13 protein-coding genes are annotated in these 19466 nt (G+C 53.7%); 4 read left to right on the top strand and 9 right to left on the bottom strand.

Going from position 1 to position 19466, the window contains the following annotated elements; all coding sequences use genetic code 11:
- Positions 1-7 precede the first annotated feature (7 nt).
- The gene (locus ACYJL1_RS25535; RefSeq protein WP_460899882.1) at positions 8-3547 is read left to right on the top strand and encodes a hypothetical protein; all 3540 of its coding nucleotides are present in this window, start codon (positions 8-10) and stop codon (positions 3545-3547) included.
- Positions 3548-3585: 38 nt separating this feature from the next.
- Here ACYJL1_RS25535 and ACYJL1_RS25540 read toward each other — a convergent pair whose 3' ends face one another.
- The 4 genes from ACYJL1_RS25540 to ACYJL1_RS25555 all read right to left on the bottom strand — a co-directional run bounded on the left by ACYJL1_RS25540 (position 3586) and on the right by ACYJL1_RS25555 (position 9454).
- Entirely contained in the window at positions 3586-4593 is a 1008-nt protein-coding gene (locus tag ACYJL1_RS25540; protein ID WP_460899883.1) for an FkbM family methyltransferase, read from the bottom strand.
- A 16-nt stretch (positions 4594-4609) separates the two neighbouring features.
- A complete protein-coding gene (locus ACYJL1_RS25545) occupies positions 4610-5902 on the bottom strand; it encodes a glycosyltransferase family 4 protein (RefSeq protein ID WP_460899884.1) in 1293 nt (430 codons plus the stop codon).
- Positions 5899-7953, bottom strand: a complete 2055-nt coding sequence (locus tag ACYJL1_RS25550) for a capsular polysaccharide biosynthesis protein (RefSeq protein WP_460899885.1) — start codon at positions 7951-7953, stop codon at positions 5899-5901. Before ACYJL1_RS25550 ends, ACYJL1_RS25545 begins: the two co-directional genes overlap by 4 nt.
- Before the next feature lie 67 nt (positions 7954-8020).
- Positions 8021-9454 (bottom strand): capsular polysaccharide export protein, LipB/KpsS family, encoded by a 1434-nt coding sequence (locus tag ACYJL1_RS25555; protein WP_460899886.1) that lies wholly within the window; start codon positions 9452-9454, stop codon positions 8021-8023.
- 352 nt (positions 9455-9806) lie between these two features.
- On the opposite strand from ACYJL1_RS25555, the gene ACYJL1_RS25560 reads away from it, so the two are divergent.
- Complete coding sequence (locus ACYJL1_RS25560; protein WP_460899887.1) at positions 9807-11006, top strand: capsule biosynthesis protein; 1200 nt, start codon at positions 9807-9809, stop codon at positions 11004-11006.
- Positions 11007-11125: 119 nt separating this feature from the next.
- A complete protein-coding gene (locus ACYJL1_RS25565) occupies positions 11126-11737 on the top strand; it encodes an ABC transporter ATP-binding protein (RefSeq protein ID WP_460900012.1) in 612 nt (203 codons plus the stop codon).
- A 44-nt stretch (positions 11738-11781) separates the two neighbouring features.
- Here ACYJL1_RS25565 and ACYJL1_RS25570 read toward each other — a convergent pair whose 3' ends face one another.
- The gene (locus tag ACYJL1_RS25570; RefSeq protein WP_460899888.1) at positions 11782-12591 is read right to left on the bottom strand and encodes an ABC transporter permease; all 810 of its coding nucleotides are present in this window, start codon (positions 12589-12591) and stop codon (positions 11782-11784) included.
- A 243-nt stretch (positions 12592-12834) separates the two neighbouring features.
- Here ACYJL1_RS25570 and ACYJL1_RS25575 point away from each other — a divergent pair, with 243 nt between their 5' ends.
- Positions 12835-13914, top strand: coding sequence for a capsule biosynthesis protein (locus ACYJL1_RS25575; RefSeq protein WP_460899889.1), 1080 nt, complete (start codon positions 12835-12837; stop codon positions 13912-13914).
- A gap of 14 nt (positions 13915-13928) precedes the next feature.
- Here the strand turns inward: ACYJL1_RS25575 and ACYJL1_RS25580 are convergent, their stop codons facing one another.
- The 4 genes from ACYJL1_RS25580 to ACYJL1_RS25595 form a co-directional block, all read right to left on the bottom strand.
- Positions 13929-14771 carry a tetratricopeptide repeat protein gene (locus ACYJL1_RS25580; RefSeq protein ID WP_460899890.1) on the bottom strand — a complete coding sequence of 281 codons (843 nt, stop codon included), beginning with the start codon at positions 14769-14771 and terminating at the stop codon, positions 13929-13931.
- Positions 14768-15766, bottom strand: a complete 999-nt coding sequence (locus ACYJL1_RS25585; RefSeq protein ID WP_460899891.1) for a hypothetical protein — start codon at positions 15764-15766, stop codon at positions 14768-14770. Before ACYJL1_RS25585 ends, ACYJL1_RS25580 begins: the two co-directional genes overlap by 4 nt.
- The gene (locus tag ACYJL1_RS25590) at positions 15744-18062 is read right to left on the bottom strand and encodes a glycosyltransferase family 4 protein (protein WP_460899892.1); all 2319 of its coding nucleotides are present in this window, start codon (positions 18060-18062) and stop codon (positions 15744-15746) included. Before ACYJL1_RS25590 ends, ACYJL1_RS25585 begins: the two co-directional genes overlap by 23 nt.
- A 156-nt stretch (positions 18063-18218) precedes the next feature.
- The gene (locus ACYJL1_RS25595; protein WP_460899893.1) at positions 18219-19415 is read right to left on the bottom strand and encodes a Hint domain-containing protein; all 1197 of its coding nucleotides are present in this window, start codon (positions 19413-19415) and stop codon (positions 18219-18221) included.
- Between the last annotated feature and the right edge of the window lie 51 nt (positions 19416-19466).

A 19466-nucleotide genomic window follows, 5' to 3' on the forward strand; every position in this document is an offset into this window, starting at 1 on the left:
AAATGAGATGTCTTTTGGTGCGAATAATATTTTTCAGCGCTGGCGGCCCCAGCCTGTCAATGGCGACAACAAGTTTGATACTGCGCTTACCCAAAGCGCCAAGGCAGCTCCTGCTCCTGCAGTAGCGCCAAAACCACCTGTTGCACCGCACGGGTGGAATGAGGCGCCCGCAGGGATTTCCCAGCACCGTACTGAACCCGGTCTTTGGCCGTTTCGCATCTATGACAGGGCGGGCATTGATCCGACAAACAACAAGGCGTTGCACGACCAACTGGTTGCAACGCCGCAACTGGACCCCAAAGCCTTCGGCAATCGGCCTGCCGCACCGGCCGATGCAGACAGAGCCTTGGAGAATTGCGATACGATCAATGTTCTGAGCCCCGAGCGGCTGAAACTGTTGGAAGCACAGCGTACAGCTTTGGCGACTGCGAGTGATCCATCAAAAACGCAGATCGAGCGCGACAAAGCAAAAGATGATCTTACGGTCGCAATCGCAGATGAAATAGAGCTGGCTACGGTGGGACAAGGCGCACCCAAGCTCGGCACTGACAAGAACAATGACAAGAAAGTCGATGTTACTGAAGCAAGCGATGTTACCAAGCCAATCCTTGAACGCGCGCCAAATGATCCGGTCTTCGTTGAGGCTTTCAATCAGGCCAAGGAACTGAAGGAAACGAAATGGAAGGCAGACGGTCGGACGGATGATCAGATCGGCGCCATTGCCAAAGCAGGCGATGCCAAGGATTATGACAAGGTAACGAGCGAAACCAAGAAGCAATTGGTTGACCTTGCACTCGCGGCTGGCCCCACCGAGGCCGAACAGATAACGGCCCTGTCCAACCGCGCCAATATTTACATGAATTTCAGTGCAGGCGATCCTGAAAAATATCAGGCAGCACTCCAGACTGGTGCAGAACAGGCGATCAAGGAAATTCGCGTTGACCGTAAGGTCGATGAATTGACCAAGGCATTCGGCAAGGGTGACCTTGGCGGCGCTCAGGCATTCATGGCCAAACTGAACGAGCAAACCGGCACGAAGAATACGCTTCCGGGAAGCGGCTCGCTTCTGGCTTCGGATCCCCGGGTCATATCCATGATCGATAAGTCAATCGATGCGATCGCCGGTGCCGGCCCGCGCGACGGTGACATGAAGGCAAAAACAGAGGCTGTTGTTGATCTGGCGGAGGCCAGCCAGAATATTCTTTACAATGATGGCGACAAACCCGGCAAAGGCAAGGAAGTCGTCGATCACGTTGCGAAATATGTGATCGATAAAATGCGCACGGACTTGCCGGGCGATCATTTGAACGTTTTCAGCCAGAATAAGTTTTTCAGCATTGCCAGCCGCGAGGATTTGCAAGGACGCGGCACATCGCTGCTTTCGGCGACCTCGGCATATACCGCCGTTGAAGCTGACAAGCAGAAGGACAAGACTGAATCACTCAAAGACTACGATAATAGCTTTCAGGGGATCAATTCCAATGCGCAATGGGCGACCCGACGCAGCATTGAGAACTTTGGCACGGCCTCCAAAGCGCTCGATGAAGACCTGAATGTAAAATACAATGAGCTCTACCACGGTCTCGAAGGCTGGGGCGCCAATGTTAAAGCCGACACCGGCGTTCCTGCCGCAGCACAGCTTGCCCGGGACATGGAAGCAATCGACAATATGTCGCCGGAAAACAAGCAGAAGTCCGAAGAGCTGGTCAAGCTGGGCAATACAAAGCAGGACCAGTGGGAACTGCAGGAAAGCATTGAGCTTGGCGTCAAGCTGTACAGCAATGACAACAAGAAGGTGGACGGGCAGGATACAGAAGCGCCCATACCGATGTTGTTCGGCACGGGCATCATGATGACCGAATCCAAGTCGATCAAGGAAGCGATGTCGGACCTGCCGGAGCGGCCGAAGTCCGAAGATCCCTATACGGGTGTCGATGGGAATGGTCAGCCGGCAACGCCGGGTACAATTTGGGTTCAAAGAGCCACGCGCGCCCTTGCAACGCAAGCGGTAACTGAAAGCCTCAAGGGCGGGATCAAGGATATCAATGTTGCTCTTGGCGAGCAGCGCTATCAGGCTATCCTGACCGACGGGGCTATCGCGACAAATGCCGAGCGCAAGGCCATGAAGGACGTCAAAACTCTCAGTCCCGATGCTGATACCTATATCCGCAATGCGAAAGCCGCCCTTGGCGAGGCAAGGTTCAATGACATTGTTGACGGAAAGTCCACGCCTACCGATGCCGAAAGAAAGCAGCTTTCAAATCTGAGTGGGCTGCGCTTTGGTCTGAACGCTGTAAACAGGATTTCAGGTGGTGGAAGCGCCGTCCTCTTCGGTCGCAATATCGGTGCTCTTGATGGTTCGCCTGCCGATCTCGTTTACTATGTGCCGCACACCCTCATGATGCTCAGTGCTGCACAAACGGCCCTGTTACCGCAGTCAGGGCAGATATTCCTGAACAAGGGCGCGGAACACAATACTCCAGCCCGGTTGAAGATTGAGGACGTTCAAAAGAGGGTAGCTGCAAACGATACATTGTCGGACGCTCAGAAAACAAAATGGAAGAGCAGTCTCAATTTACTCGATGGCATTCGGGGAGGCGGGATTGATTCCGCCTATGTTGCTGCTGACCTCAGCAATGCGGTCATGAATGGCTTCGGGATACTCGGTACCAAGCAGGATGGTGTCAAAGCTTTCGGCTACGGCACGGCAACGATCAGCGATGCATTGTTTGCCACTGTGACTGCGCGCGGTGCCGATGCAGCACTCCTTGCCAGAAGTGAGACCGGACTGTCCCGGCTTCTTGTCAAGCTCGGCCCGCTTAAAATCTCGGGCATCGCTGCTGTGCTGCAGGTTGCCGGTGCCGGTATCGTTGGCGGTCGCGGCGCTTACAATGCGGCCCATACCTATGACAAGGCGGACGCCGATGCCATTCAGGTTCTCTATGGCGTCAAGGATCGCAAGACAGCGGAAATGCTGGCCGAGCATAATGATCTTCTGGACGAAGGTCTTATGGGCATCCTTCAGACCGTATTCCCGGGCGATGAACATTTGATGGGTGGAGATGAAGGCACGCGCAGTGCAAATAATGTCCTGACCAGCACCTATGGCGATCTTGATTACAATCGGGCCCGGCTTGGCCAGTTGTTCAATAGTTGGACACCGGAACAGGCCAAAGAAGTGTCCGAGACCATTCGCAACATGACGACCAATGACGACCACAAGCTGAAGGATACGCAAGACGATCTTCAATATCTGCAATTGCCTTTCGATCCGGCAAAGGTAGATCTGGCGAAGTATCCGAATATAAAATACGACGCTCAGGAAAAGCGCTACGAAGACTCGCAGACTTCCATGTACTGGGACGGGAACAAGTGGTGGGCTCCGCCGAAGAGGGTCGATCCCAATGCGCCCATGACTTATCATATATTATGGTATGATCCGGCGGCAGGCCACACGATGCGCAATGATGGCTTTGCCCGCCAGGTCCAGCCCGACAGCAAGGAAGGGTTCAAAGCCTGGCTGAAAAACAAGGGCTACCTTGATTGATCAGAAAAAAAGCCGGTGCTCAGCGCCGGCTTTTTCCTTTAGAGTGAAAGGCCGATGGTTTTCAGCCTTTTCTGCACATCTTTCTTGCGGTCCGGGTGAACCGCGAGAATATTGGCCACTCTGCCTGAAGGAAAGGCGGCGTCGACTTCAGCAGCATTTTTGAGAGGCGCGATAGAATCGGTGTCCACCTCCCACACCCCATAGCCCCAGTTCGTCAGAACGTCGCAAATTTTACCTGGTGTAACGCGAGACAGATTCCAGAGCACGTCCCGGTTAATCTCAACAAGCATTGTCGGGTGGGACGATTGGATCGTGTGGGCAGCGCCCATGAAGAACATGCCTTCCGCCCCTTCAATATCAACCTTTATCGTATCCGGTTTGATACGTTTGGCGATGGCATCGAGCGTTTCAACCCTGACACTGCGGTCTGAATGCCTGTTTTGTGATCCGGCGACGAGACTGGTTGCACCCGCATTGACGGTTTCGTCCGCTTTGTTGAGCTCCATCGTGCCCGGAACGTCTGCGAGGGCAAGCTGGTGAACGGTGATTGTTTTTGAAAGCTTGTTCTCTTTGATCGATTTGCTGAAAAGCGTCCACAAATGGGGGAGAGGCTCGAATGCCACGACCTTGCCGGAAAAACCTGGCTTTGTAGCAACCGAAAGCGAATAGTAGCCTACATTGCCGCCGACGTCGAAGAACGTGCCATTGTCCGGTGTGATTGCCTTGATGATATCAATATCAAACTTCTCATAGCCGCCGCTGAAAATACCGAATGTCATGTGGTACTGGCGCAGATCAAGATAGATTTTGAATCCATCCTTGGTCTCGTACAGAACCTCAATGCTCTTGGGCACGAAATTATTGAAGAGAAGTTCGGCGTGCCTCTGGTGAAATTCGGCCGAACTCATGAATCGTCTTCGATGCTCTGTCAGCGGCATTTCTGAAATGCTGAACAGGTTTTCAGAAATGATACGGGTTTCCTCGACGTTGACGTCACGCCCGAGGATATATTTGTACGAATTAAGAATGTCGTTATAGCTCGTCATTACGCTTTCACTCATTTCACGGAATAGCTGGTATCGGCTTGTTGTCGGATTGTTTTTTCGCTGCCGCATTGAGCAACGTATCAAGTTGATCAAAATGATTGTCCCACTTTTGCAGGGTAAGCGGTATGCGACGACGATGCTCTGCGGCATGTGTCTCAATCGCCTCGCGCCATCCGGGGCCGTCCAGGGGGTCGAGGAAGATTGCGTGCTCCCCGGCAATTTCCTTATGCGATGGAATATTGGAAGCGATGATGGTTGTGCCTGTCGCCATGGCTTCCGCCAAGGGCATTCCATAGCCTTCTGCGAATGAGGGGGCGAGCAGGGCGGTCGCGCCTGCCATAAGATCGGCAAGTGCTGCATCTCCAAGATCTGGGGCCTCGATGACGATATCGCGCAATTGAGGGCAACGTTCGAGCGTGGCGAAGACTTGCGCGTTCTCCCAGCCGCGTTTCCCGGCGATGACCAGGCGCGGTGTATCCTTGCCGTATTTTTCGACCAATGTGCGCCAAAGTTGCAGGATCATGACGTGGTTTTTGCGCGGCTCGATGGTCCCGACCATCAAAAAGTAAGGACGTTTCGAACGGGGTGCGGCCTTGCTGGCAACGTTGAAGCTGTGCTCTACACCGGGCGGGAGAATGGCAATCGGGGGAACTGTGTGGCCTTTCTCTTCGGCAAAGGCTTCGAAGGAACGGGCGGTGGTCTGCGAGTTGCAAAGGACCAGCCCTGCATGTTTCAGCACTGTCTCCATGCGCCGTAAGTGCCGCTGCGGCTCGCTCTTGCGCACAAACTCCGGATGGGTGAGCGGGATAAGATCGTGAACATAGAATATGCCGTTGCTGCGTTGGGCATCAAGCCAGGAGAAGGCAGCAGGACGATGCAGATTGGTGTGTGACACATGCACAAAAGGGGCGTTGGTAGCCATGCGGCTCATAGGTAGTATGGTGCGCAACACTTTGCCTGCATTCATACTCCACTGTTGCAGTTTGGATTTGTTCCTGGGCGGTGCCACGCTTCTTATCTGTGACCAGGATAAGCGGCCATCTATTGCGGCATAGATCCGTTCCAGTTCGGCAGATTGCGATTGGCTCAAAGCGGTTGTTGACCACCTCTGCTCTAACTCGGAAATCAGTCCACTCGCGCGACCCCGGTTTATCTCGATCGGCTTTGTCCTTCCCATTTCAATGAAATAGGAACTGCGAGCCTTCGCCCAGTTGGCATATTGAAGCTCGAATCGATCAATGCCGGTGGGGGTCGAAAAATGCGATCTGTCGATCAGCCGGGAAATATCCATCGCAATTGCATTCATCATGACCATCCCATCATGCGCAGAGCAGTCTTCAATAAAGACGGCTCTGTTGGCGTCTCGCCATGTAGTTCTTCAATCACGTCCTCCACCTCGCAAAGCAGGTTCGTGCGAGCGGAAAAATAAAGCGGGTAAAGGATCAGGGCAGCGGCAATCAAAGCATCAAGTGTCAGGTGTTTGCGCGGCCGCAAGGGTGACACACAATCATGTGTCAGGCCCCAGCCGGCATAAAAAGGCAGCCCGTGGCACCAGACCTGACGCCCCCGCATCAGTGCTTCAAATCCTATCAGGGATGTGGCAACGTGGACCTCGTCACAGGCGTAAAGCAAATGATCAACCGATACATTGCCGACGACCAGATCCGAGAACTGTGCAAGCAGAGCAGGGTCTGAGGCCATGCCGCGCTTTCCCGCAAGCATGTCTGGATGCTCCTTGAATATGATGAAAGCATCCGGACGCTGGGCGCGAACAGCTTTAAGCAGATCAATGCTGGAGATGTTGTTGGCTAAACCAAACCGCAGCGATGCATCGCCCGGAACCTGTCCCGCGACGAGGACGACAGGTCTGCCAGCCGCCAGATGACGGTAGTTCGGAGCGGGTGTATTGTGAAGATTATACTTGGTGATGTTGTGCTGCACGATACTCTGGCGCAGCCGGGCAGCGCGACCAAGCAAGGCCGGTGTGAAATCGGTATTCAGCAGCAACCGTTCAAGGCCGCTTTCCCGCGTTGCATCGAAATAAATGCCGTCTTTGTCAAGGCAAAGCGATGAGGCCGGGACCAGATGCGAACCAAGCCCGACGGAACGGATGAAGCCGTCTTCCATCCGCAGGACAGGTACCGACCGGGCAATCTCGTTAGGGATAGGAGGAGCTTGATCCTGTTGGCCCCAGCATACGATATAGTCTGCCCGCGCAAGCTCTTTGGCATCTGGCTGTGAATTGGCGAACCGGACGGTCGACCAAGGGCCGGAAAGAAAGCGTCTCACGCTGCGGTGCTTGTGTTTGGAAAAACCGACGCAGAGATAGTTGCCACGTCGCGCCAAAGCATGGTGTCGCCAGGCGACAAGCCGCTCGATTGCGTTCTCCGCTGTTGTTGCTTTCTCGCTGACCGGGTCGACGTAACGGGAATAATGCAGCAATGCTGCTGCAATAAAGCTATCGCGATCCGGCCGACTTGTCCGGCGCGAGAAGGCTGCGCGCGCAACCGGCCCATCAGCCCAATCGGTGGTCAGCCCCCACCCTGCATAGAAGGGAACGCCAAATGTCTTGACGGGAACAGAACGGATCAATGCATCGAAGCCGAACTGACTCGAAACCGTCCAGACCTCATCGACGACATCAAGCAGGGCGTGGGGAGAAATATTATCGCTGATGACGTGCACATTGGCGTCACCGGCCAGATGCGTAAGATAGCCGCTGGCGAATCCTCCAACAATGTCCGGGTGGCTTTTGATCAGAACGGTCGCACCCGGAACAGCCAGTGCCTCCTGCAACATCTGGTGGAAAGTGTGTTCATCCGCGCCGGCACCGGCAACCGAATGATCTCCCCTGACCTGATCGATCAGCAGAATTCTCCGGCCGACGGTTGGCGCAAGGGAATATGGATAATCGGGGAGATGGTTATATTTGGTCAGCCTGTGTTCAATAATTTGCTGTTGTATGGCGCGGCTTCTGCAACGGTCATTATCTCCGATACCGGCCTGTATCAGAAGCTCCAGCCGGGATGGCTTTGCGGCGTTGAAATATATGCCCATGTCATCAGCGACGATCGCGACCCCCGGTGCGCCCGCTTTGCCAAGTCCAACAGAGCGCAGAAAACCATCTTCAAGCGTCCAATAGGGCAGTCCACGCAACCTTGCCAACCGCTGGGCCGCGCGTGCCAAGGGCTTCTCCCCCCAGCCAACAACGCCATCAGCCGCTCTGGCCGCAAACTCGGCACTGCGCATGCGGGATGTGTTCAATGCAGCGCCGATCAAGGGAAACCGCAATCGCGTCGGCGCGAAAGCCAAAAGCCGTGCATTTTCCCCCGGCAGCCATTGCGGCCTCACTTCGGGCATTCGAAAGTCATCCAGAGCCACCGGAGCAGAATGTGCAATTGGAGGTGGCGGGATTACGCTCATGGCATCAATTGACCGCATCTGCCGAAAGCGAAGCGCCGACGGTTTCTGCTTCTGATTTCGCAGTGGACTTGTCATGTGCGGTGGAAGACATGTTCACCAGAGAGGAAGCTTCATCGATGGGGACGATCTTCAGTTCCAGCTGGATTCGTTTCACAACTCTTTTGGCGGTCGCCTCCAGCAGATTGCGGAGATAGAAGCTGCCATTGACGAGACTTTCATCGTGCATTCTTGCGTTGAAAGCATTTACCGTCGTTTTGTCCGGAGCTTCCGGCGATGTCCAGAATGCATCCAGGCTGCTCTCGGCAGCACTCTTTTGGGGGTCATGTACCAATGACAGTCCCTGTCCGCTATAAACGGCGTCTCCCAATGCCAAAAGCGGCTTGCCGTGGTTCAGCGCCAGAAGACCCGATGTGCTGTTGACAGTTACCAGCCCAAGCGAATGGCGGATAAGCAGGCCAATGGACCCGTCATCGACGATGTGAACACGGTCTTGGCAACCGGCAATGCGGGCAAGGGCCATCGCAAAGGGCCGGTAGCTCTTGTGGCCGCGGTCCATAGGATGAATCTTGATAACAAGGTGATGATTGCTTGGCGCATGACGCTCGAACGAGCGCAGGCTTTCAGTGATCAACCTTTCCATGGTCCAGCCGCGACCGTGCCGGAGCAGTTGCTGGTCGTCATGAACCTGAAGTGCGACGACAAAATACTGACCCTCAAGGTTCTCGATGAGGTTGAGCATCAGTTCATTATTTGCCGGGTAATAACGGAGCTTTCGATAGAAGTTGCGTGTCCATAGAATGGATTCGGAAATGATGCCGCGGCTGCGGTGGTGCGCATTGCCCCGGAAGAATACGGCTCCCGCTGTCTTTGCCAAATAATAACGGATGGCAAGGAAGGTCATCGCCCGGAAGAGGTTGCCTTTGACTGGCTCTGGAGGCATGGCGGGGCCACGCGCAAGAAGACGCGGCGTGTGTGCGCGCAGCGGCGACATTGCATTGTTGCCACCCCACTCCAGCGTGATGAAGTTGGGGCGAACATATCCCTCCTCAAATGAAGCGACCGGAATGCCTGCCTGCTGGGCGACCCTGATTGCCTGGCGGTGATAGGGACGGCTGTCGCCGAAAAGAACAATTGCTTCCGGTTTCCGGCCGCGGATAAAATCACCGAGCCAATCGCTCCATGCCTCGGTCGTGCCCGAAAAATGCAGCGTTTGCGATCCGCGGAAATAGGACCAGTCCCCGCCGTTGAAATTGACTTTGAGAACGTCATACCCCTCGGCTTCGAGTTCCGTGGAAAGAACGCGGAAAAAGGGACCAACAGGACCTTGCAGAAGAAGAATAAGAGGTTTTTGTGCGGGCTGTGCGTGGCCTGTGCGCTCCGGAAATGAAACGATCATACCCAACCGGTCGGATTCATGGCGTCCGATTCTATGCCCCACAGGTCTTCAAGCCCCTTTACAACGCTTACTCTGGGTCAAAACTCTACTCAGAGCATAAAAATGATGCATTTTCAGAGAGTTATTTCATCCAGAACCATTGCGCGCCATACTAATTACGCCAGAACAAGTAAAAAAACGCCAATTACCCATTAAAATTATCTAGTATGGTTTTTATTCTCAAATCTATTTACTTATTTATCTTTATATAAGTGTTTACAGTGGTTTATAATTGCGACTAATGTTTTTTCATTATATGCTGCACTTTGGTTTAGTGCCGATGACGCACGTCTTTAGTGCATATGTTGGAGCGTAATTTGGCTTGGATATCCTCTAGACAGCGGTTCTACGCGGTATGACACGCGTTAGTACAAATGATGAGTTTACCGACTATCTGACGTTGGTGGATATTCATGCTGGCAACGTCCTGCCTGAAAAGAAGTCTGTCGCTGAGCGTGCACTTTTTTGGGTTCGAAATCACATTCTTGTTCTGATCATGGTTGCGCTGCCGACCGGCCTGGCAACCATTTATTATGGTGCGATTGCATCTGAGCAATATGTTTCCGAAACACGGTTCGTCGTGCGCAGTCCTAATAGAAATGCAGCCGGGCTACTCAGCGGCTTCCTTCAAAGCACTGGCTTTGTGCGTGCTCAGGATGACAGCTATGTCGTCATGGAATTTATTGAATCGCGTGCAGCTTCAGGTGATCTGGCACAGCACAACGGATTGCGGGAAATATTGGCGCGCCCGGAAGCTGACTTTCTTGCCCGTTTTCCTTCGCTCTGGGGTCAACCGACCGATGAGGCGCTTTACGAGCACTATCTTGATTTCGTGACCATCGAGACAGATTCTGGTGGCGGGGTCACGACATTGCGGGTCCGTGCATTCCGGCCTGAAGATGCGCAAATGTTGGCGCAAGCGCTGCTGGATCGCGCTGAAACTCTTATTAACCGGCTTAATGATCGTGCGCGCAAGGATGCTGTGCGCTTCGCGCAAATTGAGGTTGCTGACAGTGAGAGGCGGCTTGGCGATCTGCAAAAATCCCTGACGGATTTCCGCAACAAGGTCGCGATGGTGGATCCGAGCAAGCAATCCACTGCCATGTTTGAGATGATTGCAAAGCTGTCGGATGACGTTGCGCAAAGCAAGGCGCAGCTTGCATCACTGTTGCAGCAGACGCCGCAGAGTCCTCAGATACAGGCGATGCGCAGTTCCATTGATGCCAAGGAACAGCAGATCATTGAGGAACGCTCCAGGATCGTTGGCGACGACGCTTCCATGGCCCCGCTTATTGCCGAGTATGAGCAATTGCTGTTGCAACGCGAGCTGGGAATGCGGATGCTGGAATCTTCAGCAACCTCGCTTGAGAACGCCAAACTCGAGGCGCAGAGACAGCAACTTTATCTCGAGCGCATCGTCAATCCAAACCGCCCGGATTACGCGATGTATCCCAAGCGCATTAAGTCAATCCTGATGATATTTGCCCTGTGTTTCGCTGCATTCTGGATTGTTCGTTTTTTCCGCAACCAGATTTACGATCATTCAGAGACATGAGCATCGACGGCACAATCAAGTTCGAGGGTGGAAAGGGCGGACTTCCGCCCTCATTGGTCGCGGGCGGACCTGCCAAGACAGGTGCTGTCTCGGTGCGCAATGTCATCAAGGATTACCCAATGAATGGCGGCACACGCCGTGTGCTTGATGACATCAGTTTTGAGGTGAAGGCGGGCGAGAAAATTGCTGTTCTTGGGCACAATGGTGCCGGGAAATCGACGCTTGTCAGGCTCATTGCGGGGATGGAGCCTCCGACCTCCGGTGAAATTACCAGAACCATGTCCCTGTCCTGGCCCATCGCATTGAGCGGCGGATTTGGCGGGTCCATGACCGGCATAGACTGCATGCGGTTTCTGTCGCGTGTCTATAACAGGCCCGTCGACGAAATCCGCGATTGTGTGGAGACATTCAGTGATCTGGGCAAATATCTGCGCATGCCCATCAAAACCTATTCCTCAGGCATGCGCGCACGTCTGGCGTTCGGGCTCTCGCTTGCCATCGATTTTGATTGCTATCTGATTGATGAGGTTGTGGCGGTGGGCGATCAGCGGTTTCAGCGCAAATCGTTCGAAGAGCTGTTCGTGAAGCGCCGGGATCGGGCAATGATCATTGTCGGCCACAGCCTGGATATTATTGCCGAACATTGTTCATCCGCGCTCGTGCTCAAGAATGGGCGGGGCAAGGTGTTCAGTGATGTAAAGTTTGCCTTCGACATCTACGCGTCATTGTAGGAGATGGGATGCAACTGACACTATCAAAGATTCGGAAGACAATGCTATTCGAACTTGATGTGATCGCGCACCCGTTCGATGAGGTAAAAGCCTATGGCGGTGGTGATCAGGCAGCAGGAGAAAATATACGATATGTCGTAATGAGCGACGATTGTATCGCCGAACGTTCCGGACCGGAACATCTCGAAACAATGGACGAGCGGCACATAAAGCGCCAGTTTCTGGATGTCGGAAGGCAACCACGAAACCATGAAGAACATGCCGGAGATGGGCAGAGTCAGATATTGCAAAGGCGCAATGAGCTTCTCGACAAATTCGAAGAACTCCGCCAATGCCGCCAGTATCAGGCCGACGCCGAAGGCAAACCATGCCATGAAAAACCAGCCTGCCATTACCAGTCCGAGATCGTGATAGGGCTCCATGAGGCCCGCCAAACGTGTGCCGGTGTAAACGATAACCAAAGCGAGTGTGGTGCCGCCAATCTCCAGCAAGGCGCGTGCCATCAGCGTATCCGCCATACGGATTTGGCGATGATACATCAGGGGCAGATTATGCTTCAGGCAGGAAACCAGCTGGGACGAAACGTGACGCCAAAGGGTCAGTGGCATATATCCGCTCAAAACGAATGCGATAATGCCAAGACCATGCGACTCGTGTTGCAGCAGCGTCCACATTGTCATGACGCCGAGCGTCAGGATCATGGGTTCGAGGATCAGCCACAAAAACCCGACATTCTCGCGGCCGTAACGCGTAATCATCTCACGCATGACAAGGGCACCGATGACGCGCAATTGCGCGCGTATGCCCGTCAGGACGGTCGTTTTCGTAGTGGGTTTTGCCGGAGCAGCTTCCATTCTGTCGCCTTGGTATTAACAAGAGGAGTTCATTGACGAATATATACGCAATAAAGTATTATACAATAGAGCTTAGAGTAAAAACTTATCTATTAACTATAGATAAGCTCAAATCGTGCAATAATAGTTAAATCTAGTATTGTATTGTCGCGTGCATGAAGGGATAGTGCCATTAATAGTCTTGCTCCAGGTCTGTTTACGCCAGCAGCTGCGCCCCGGCCCATCTATGCGCGCGCAAAATTTGTGCCGCGCTTGATTGCCATTCTTTTCATTGGCTTGCCCACTTTGCTGGTCAGCCTCTATTATATTTTCATCGCATCGCCCATGTTTGTGTCGGAGTCGTCCTTTGTGGTGCGCATGGCTGCACCGCCATCCTCATCAAGCTTTGGCTCCATGCTGCAGAACAGCGGTATCACGCGATCCCAGGATGATACTTTTTCCGTTCAGGAATATATCCGCTCCCGTGACGCGCTCACCGTCGTGCAGGATGCTTTGCCGTTGCGAAGCTACTTTGACAGTGAGCACGGAGATGTGCTGGCACGTTTCCCGGCTCCTTGGGAGAGCGGTCTGTTCGAGGAACTCTTCCGCTATTACAGCAAACGTGTGCAGATCGTGCATAATGACACAACAGGCATAACAGTTCTGCGAACCTCGGCCTTCTTGCCGCAGGACGCTCTTGCCCTGAACAAGAAATTGCTGGATATCGGTAATGCGCGTTTGATCAAGATGAATGAACGCGCGAGGGGAGATGCGGTCCGTTTTGCTACTGCGGAAGTTGAGAGCGCAGAGCAACGGATGATCGAGGCTCAGAAGAACATAACGCTCTTTCGCAACAAGGAGCTTATGATTGATCCCAAGCTGAACTCTGTCTCCATGGTAGAACTTATGAGCCGGATCAGTTCGGAACTGGCTGTTTCCCGCGCCAATCTTGCAGAAACAAGATCCACGGCTCCCGATTCAAGTTCAATTCCTTTCATGACCAGCCGCATTGATGCGCTGGAAAAGCAGTTGGTCATGGAGCGGAGCAAAGTGGCAGGTGAGGATGGTTCGATTGCACCGCGAATAGCAGATTATGAAGCCTTGATGCTGCAAAGGGAGTTTTCCAACAAGGCACTCCTGTCGGCATTGGATTCTTTAAAAACGGCACGCGCCGATGCTCGCCGGCAGCAGCTTTATCTGGAAGTGGTCGTCACACCCAACTTGCCTGATCAGGCCGAGCTTCCGCTTGCCTTGAAGAATATCGCGATCGTCTTCCTTGTTACGTCGGTCGGATATTTGCTTGGCTGGCTACTTCTGACCGCGATCCGTGATCATGACAGTTGAGTTTTACAAATCGCTCAGGCAGTAGCAAAGCAGGTGTAAATCTCGCTGATGCAAGCTTGAATTTCGTTCTCTATCGACCCTGTCCGGTCAATATATCCGGACCGTTGCGCTCTCACATTACGTGCCAGGATATAGTGGGACAGCGCTGTTTTGTAATCACCGGTCAATTTATGCAGATGTCCGAGCTGGAGCTCTACGTCTTCCAGACTGTTCTGGTCAAAGGCTTCTGCATAGTCACGGTACTCGCCATAGAGTTTCTTGGCTTCGTCAAAATCACCATCCTCTTTGGTTATATTCGCGTAGACGGCAATCATGTCCCGCTCATTGTCCTCGGTAACAAGTTCGCGCAGCAGATGGCGTGCGCGAGACCAGTCCTGGTTTTCGACACATTTCATTGCTTCGACGCGCTTGAGCTCGACACCCGGCTTGCCGGAGCGGTTGCGGGCCATATTTGTGTGGCGGATCAGTTCCTCATCGGCAGGTGCCCGTTCCAACCCCTTCTCGTACCATTCGAGAGCCTTCAGGGGTTCCCCCATCCGGCTGAAAAGATGTCCAAGCTGTAAGTGCACATCCGCATTGTCAGGGTTCATGCCGACAAACTTCCGGTATGCTGTTTCGGCACGGTCATAATTGCCGAGTTCCTTTTCGGCATGTCCCAATTGCACAAGCAACCCCGTGCGTGCGGGGTCGGCGGCAATAGCTTTGGTGTAGAGCGCCGCAGCTTCTGCCCAGTCGCCTTTGTCGCGCGCGGCGTCGGCCTGCTGGGAGAGGCTTCTGGGGCTGGTCGAGCTGTCTGTCACCGCAGCAAGCTGTACTGCCATACGCCGCGTGCGGTTAGAGAAAGGCAACTTGATCATGCGTTTTCCATCCGCTGCTTGCTCCGGATCATGGAGACATCACGCAGTTTGATCCAGGGCGTTGTATCGAGCGTATCGAGTATTTTGAGCCGGAGCTCAACAAATCTGTGCTCGTTGCGGATATCCACGCACAGGCTTCCGACGAACGAGCCGGCAATGATCAATTCCTGCAATGTGTCCAGTCCGGAATTGGCGCTGATCTGTACAGCAATTCTGGCTGCGGGATCTTGCACCAGATCAAGGCAAACCATCCAGCTGCCAGCTTCAAGGCTGCGTTTGGGGCCGGTGATCAACCAGCCTGGCGAAACACTCCATCCGCCATCAACAACATTGACAGGCTGGTGAAGCAGGTCCGGACCGATCATCCAGCCTTCGCCTGGCACTTCGCGAACAAAGATCAATGTCTGGTTGCCATCCATGTCATAGGAGAGGCCAGCCGGCAGGGAGCGGGCGGAGCTTGGATCAACCGGCTTTTTGTCTTGCTGTTGAGCCATCGGTTGTTCCAATGTATCCCAAAGCGAAACATGCCCATCGCGGCGTGCGATTGAGACCACCCGTTTGACGATATCTTCGCGCGTCGTCACATTGCGCCGCAGATCGAACTCCATGGTCAGGCGTTCCTTGTCGGTCGGGTCGCGACCGCAGATCTTGTCAAACGTATAGCGCAGGAAGGCGACGTTATTATCCGGTGCGAAGCGTGTAAAACTTTCGATGATGGCAAACTGGTCCGGTGTGCGACGCAGTACCTGTGCCTCATAGTCGACTGGTTTCTCACCACCATCAGATGAGGCAGCGCGCAAGGCGTCAACGACCTTGAGGCGGTTCGTACCATTGCGAATGGCTTTCACGAGATTTTGCCTTTCTTCATCGCTCAGTTCATCAACAGATAGGTTGAAAGCCGTTGCCCAGGCATCGACGAAGGCTTCGCCGGACAGGGAAAAGACATCCTTCGGTACGGACTGAAGCGGGATTTTATGCAGCTCGGCGATTGTCATGTTTCTGATCCAGCATCTGTTCGATAAGGGCAGCGTGTCTTGCTGCTACGCGCGGGTAGGAGTTCCATTGCACCGCCTGTCGCCTGTCGGGATCTCTAAGCCCAAGCAGAACAGGATTTTGTGCAAGGCTGATCATGGCCTCGGCCACGCAATCAATATCCACGGAGCGAACGACATGGCTTATCGGCCACATGTCGCGCAGAACCGGCGAGCGTGAGCACAGCAATGGCCGGTCTGCGCTCATTGCGATACGGGCCGCCCCCGTCGCCGTTTCATTCGAGTGACCATAAAGGAAGGCCAGAAGATCGGACTGCGCCAGTTCCTGGGTAAGCTCATCCTGTTCCACGAAATCAAATCGTGCAGAAGCGACATCATGCAGATCGAAGTGGGAGAGCAGATTCTCAACGATGACCCTGACCTCGCGCGATTCATCATTGGGAAGCATGCAATTGAGAAGCTTCAGGCGCAGGCGCGGTTCAAAGACCCGCGCCCGTGCAAAGGCCTGTGTCAGCAGGTCAATATTCTTGTGCCGTGTCAGAAAGCCGAATGATCCGATGGTAAAGACCGATGGATCCGGCCGGATGCCGTCTTCCGGTATCGGGATCACGCCATGGGGCATGACCACAGGGTTGGGATGTCCGGCTTTTGCCAGCAGGCCCGCATCCTCGGCAGAGTGCACGAATACAATATCGAACAGCTTGGTCCATTCGAGATGACCGTGCCGAAGAACTTCCTTGACACTATGCATCGTGATGACGCGCAGCTTGTGCCGGGTATTGGCCAGCGTATTGTTGATGAGTTCCATATCCGGTGTGGAGAAATGTCCGGGATGATGCTGTATCCACAATACATCGCCGCGGGCACTTTCGATCTCCGAGACAAACCTTGTCAGTGAGGTCAGATCATAGCCCCAGGAACGGGAAACAACATCGGCCAAAGAAGCCTGTTTTGCCTGCGCAGAAGGCGGCAATTCATCATTGAGCAGGCGCCTTGCATAGATGTGTGAAAATCTGTCGGCAAAGGCCGGGGTGGAATAGAGATGCTCGGAATAGGTGGCGATACCGCACTGCTGGTGCCAGGATGAAACCAGATCAAGGCTCCATGGTTTACGTGCTGTGGCAGTCGTCTTCCTGGCTTTGGCGATGGATGCTAGCACGCGTCCCGCAACGGCATCCCAGCTCAGGTGATCAACCAGAAGCCTCTGTGCGGTTTTACTGCGCGAACGCGCCTCTTCCCTGTTTGTCAGGGCTGCACGCATCTGTGCGCCAAGATGTTCAACTGAAGGGTCAGCCCAAATGCTTAAGGGTCCGGAGACATGGGTCTGTGAGGGCGCCATCTGGTAGTCTACCATCCAGGCGGTCTCCGGCGTACAAAAGTCCACCTGTCCACTATAGGCAGTGGTAACGACCGGTATATCAAGCCGCATCGCCTCGGCCAGAGGCAGGCCGAAGCCTTCCCCTCTGCTGGGTGCGGCAACCAGCGAAGCTGTGCGATAAAGCGCCAGCATTTGTTCGGAAGTATAATGATCGTCAAGGATTGTTATCGGTGCGGCGGCGGGCAATCGCTCGCTGAATTTATCCATGACAGAGGACAGAATATTGTCCGGGTTGGGAAAGGTCTTGATGACAAGCTCAACCTGTTCGTCCTGCTTGAATGTCTGCGTAAAGGCATCGACAAGTGCATCAATTCCCTTGCGCGGAAAACAGGAGGAAACGTGCAAAATGCGCTTCTTCCCATTTGAGGGCAGGGGTGAGGGGGTGCTCAAGCCCGCATCAAGCGCAACGTGATCCGTGCCGTTGCCAACGACTTCAACGGGAATCGTCAGGCCCGATTGCACGAAAGCCTGTTTCACAAAATTCGCCGTCACCATAACGAGGTCAAGGTCGCGGTTAAAGCGCTCGATCAGGTATTGGGGAACCTCCAGTTCTTCCCAGGCAAAATTCACATAGGCGTTGAAACGCCCAATCATATCATGGGTGGCTGGCGGCCATGTATTGCGCAGGTGAATGTCGTATTGTTCGGTCGGATAGCCGGGCAGCAGCAGGCGTTTGACCTCTGGGGCGGCATTGAGCCTTGCATCGCTCTGCCAATCGGATTCCGGTGTATAACAGTGAAGATCAACACCAGCCTCTACAAGCGCTTTTGCAAGAAGCCGGTTAACAATGGCGAGGCTGTAATCGCCTTTGAATACGCCGTCGAAGAAAATACGCTTGCCGACAAATGCCTCACGCGCGAGCTTCAGATTTTTCTCATCAAGATCAATAGTATAAGGCGACACGGTTGGCGCACTGCGCATACACTTTTCTCCAGAACATCTGTAGGCCAGATGTCATACTGAATGTGAATAACTTCTAATGCGTAAATCGACCCCCACCTTGCACAGTAGAGGTCGATTCAAGGTTAAGAAAGTCCGTGGGGCGCGTTGACTGGAGTAAACGCGCCCCACGATAAATCAGGAAACCTTGGCTTCTTCGGTCTCGAAGCCAAGCTCTGCTTCGCGCTCGGTGATGACTGCGCGTGCTGCATCCACAGCCGGGCCGGAATAGGCGAGCGGGTAGCAAGCCTTGGCGTCATATGCCTTCGGCGAGGTAAATTGCAGGACACCTGGCTCGAGGAATACATGACGATTGCCAAGATCGAGATAGGTTTCAGCCATCGCGCCGTTGGCCCAGATCACATCATGCTGTTCCAGCTCGATATGATAGTAATCGACCGGGTTAAGCGTGATTGGCTGGCTGACGGAGGTCCCGTTGATCAGCAGTTTTGCCGGTACCAGAGATCCATTGACGAACATGCAATGATCCGGTGAGACGTAGAGGTCACGCGAAGGCATGTTTTCTGCAATCGCACCGGCGAGGATGCGAATTGGCAAGTCATTGCGTGGCTTGTCCAGTGTCTTTGGATCGATGGACCGATTGCCAACCCATTTTACGGCAACTGCGCCATTGTTCAGGCTGGAGATGACCGTGCCTGCCTTCAAACGTTCGACGGCGATTTCGCCATCTGGAGTTGCAATCAATGTGCCGCGAACGAAGCAAGGTGTCAGGAAGGTCAGTGTGTCTGTGGCGTCAGCATAGCTATAAGTAGCGCCAGCAGGAATGTCATAGGAAACAATTGGCAATCCCAACGTTCCGGGCAAAATGCCTGGCTGGTAGAATGTGACCGTATTGCCGACTTGTTGCACTCCGGCCGATCCGACCACAGTTACGCGATCACCATTGTCGACGTTCACAACGTCCGGTGGGTTGCTGAGATTAAGGTTCAACAAACCGGAGTCGTAGGTGAAGTGACCGTTGCCATTGGCATTGAGAAAGTCAACGGTCGTGCCATCGAGAAGTGAGGCACTGACAAGTGCTGCATCGATGGTAAGACTTGTGCCATCCCCAATCATATAATGGAACGTTGAGCCTGCCGTCACACCGGCCAAAGCCGTGTCGACAGTGAGATCAGCACCGTTCTGCAATATGATGGTGGTGCTTGTCAGAACACCGCCGCCGATGAGGTTCGTCAGCGTAAGATCGACGCCATCAATAATCAACGTACCGTTTGAAACCAGCCCAAGTTCGAGGGTGTCGCCATCCTGTGCACCGCTACTGGAATCGATTGTCTGTGTCGTATTACTGATCAGATCAAGGTTAATGAGAGCCATAGCTGTCCCTGCTCCTGTTAAGAGTTAATTTATCATAGTTATGCTGTTCAG

The organism is Phyllobacterium sp. K27 (genome assembly GCF_054796155.1).

What these genes read in the sequence shown, in the direction of transcription:
- ACYJL1_RS25565 (WP_460900012.1), top strand. Translation starts at nt 11,126, where the DNA reads ATGAATGGCGGCACACGCCGTGTGCTTGATGACATCAGTTTTGAGGTG.
- ACYJL1_RS25540 (WP_460899883.1), bottom strand. Translation starts at nt 4,593, where the DNA reads ATGACGAGCTATAACGACATTCTTAATTCGTACAAATATATCCTCGGG.
- ACYJL1_RS25545 (WP_460899884.1), bottom strand. Translation starts at nt 5,902, where the DNA reads ATGATGAATGCAATTGCGATGGATATTTCCCGGCTGATCGACAGATCG.
- ACYJL1_RS25535 (WP_460899882.1), top strand. Translation starts at nt 8, where the DNA reads ATGTCTTTTGGTGCGAATAATATTTTTCAGCGCTGGCGGCCCCAGCCT.
- ACYJL1_RS25550 (WP_460899885.1), bottom strand. Translation starts at nt 7,953, where the DNA reads ATGCCCGAAGTGAGGCCGCAATGGCTGCCGGGGGAAAATGCACGGCTT.
- ACYJL1_RS25585 (WP_460899891.1), bottom strand. Translation starts at nt 15,766, where the DNA reads ATGACAATCGCCGAGCTGCATAAAATCCCGCTTCAGTCCGTACCGAAG.
- ACYJL1_RS25580 (WP_460899890.1), bottom strand. Translation starts at nt 14,771, where the DNA reads ATGATCAAGTTGCCTTTCTCTAACCGCACGCGGCGTATGGCAGTACAG.
- ACYJL1_RS25560 (WP_460899887.1), top strand. Translation starts at nt 9,807, where the DNA reads ATGACACGCGTTAGTACAAATGATGAGTTTACCGACTATCTGACGTTG.
- ACYJL1_RS25595 (WP_460899893.1), bottom strand. Translation starts at nt 19,415, where the DNA reads ATGGCTCTCATTAACCTTGATCTGATCAGTAATACGACACAGACAATC.
- ACYJL1_RS25570 (WP_460899888.1), bottom strand. Translation starts at nt 12,591, where the DNA reads ATGGAAGCTGCTCCGGCAAAACCCACTACGAAAACGACCGTCCTGACG.
- ACYJL1_RS25590 (WP_460899892.1), bottom strand. Translation starts at nt 18,062, where the DNA reads ATGCGCAGTGCGCCAACCGTGTCGCCTTATACTATTGATCTTGATGAG.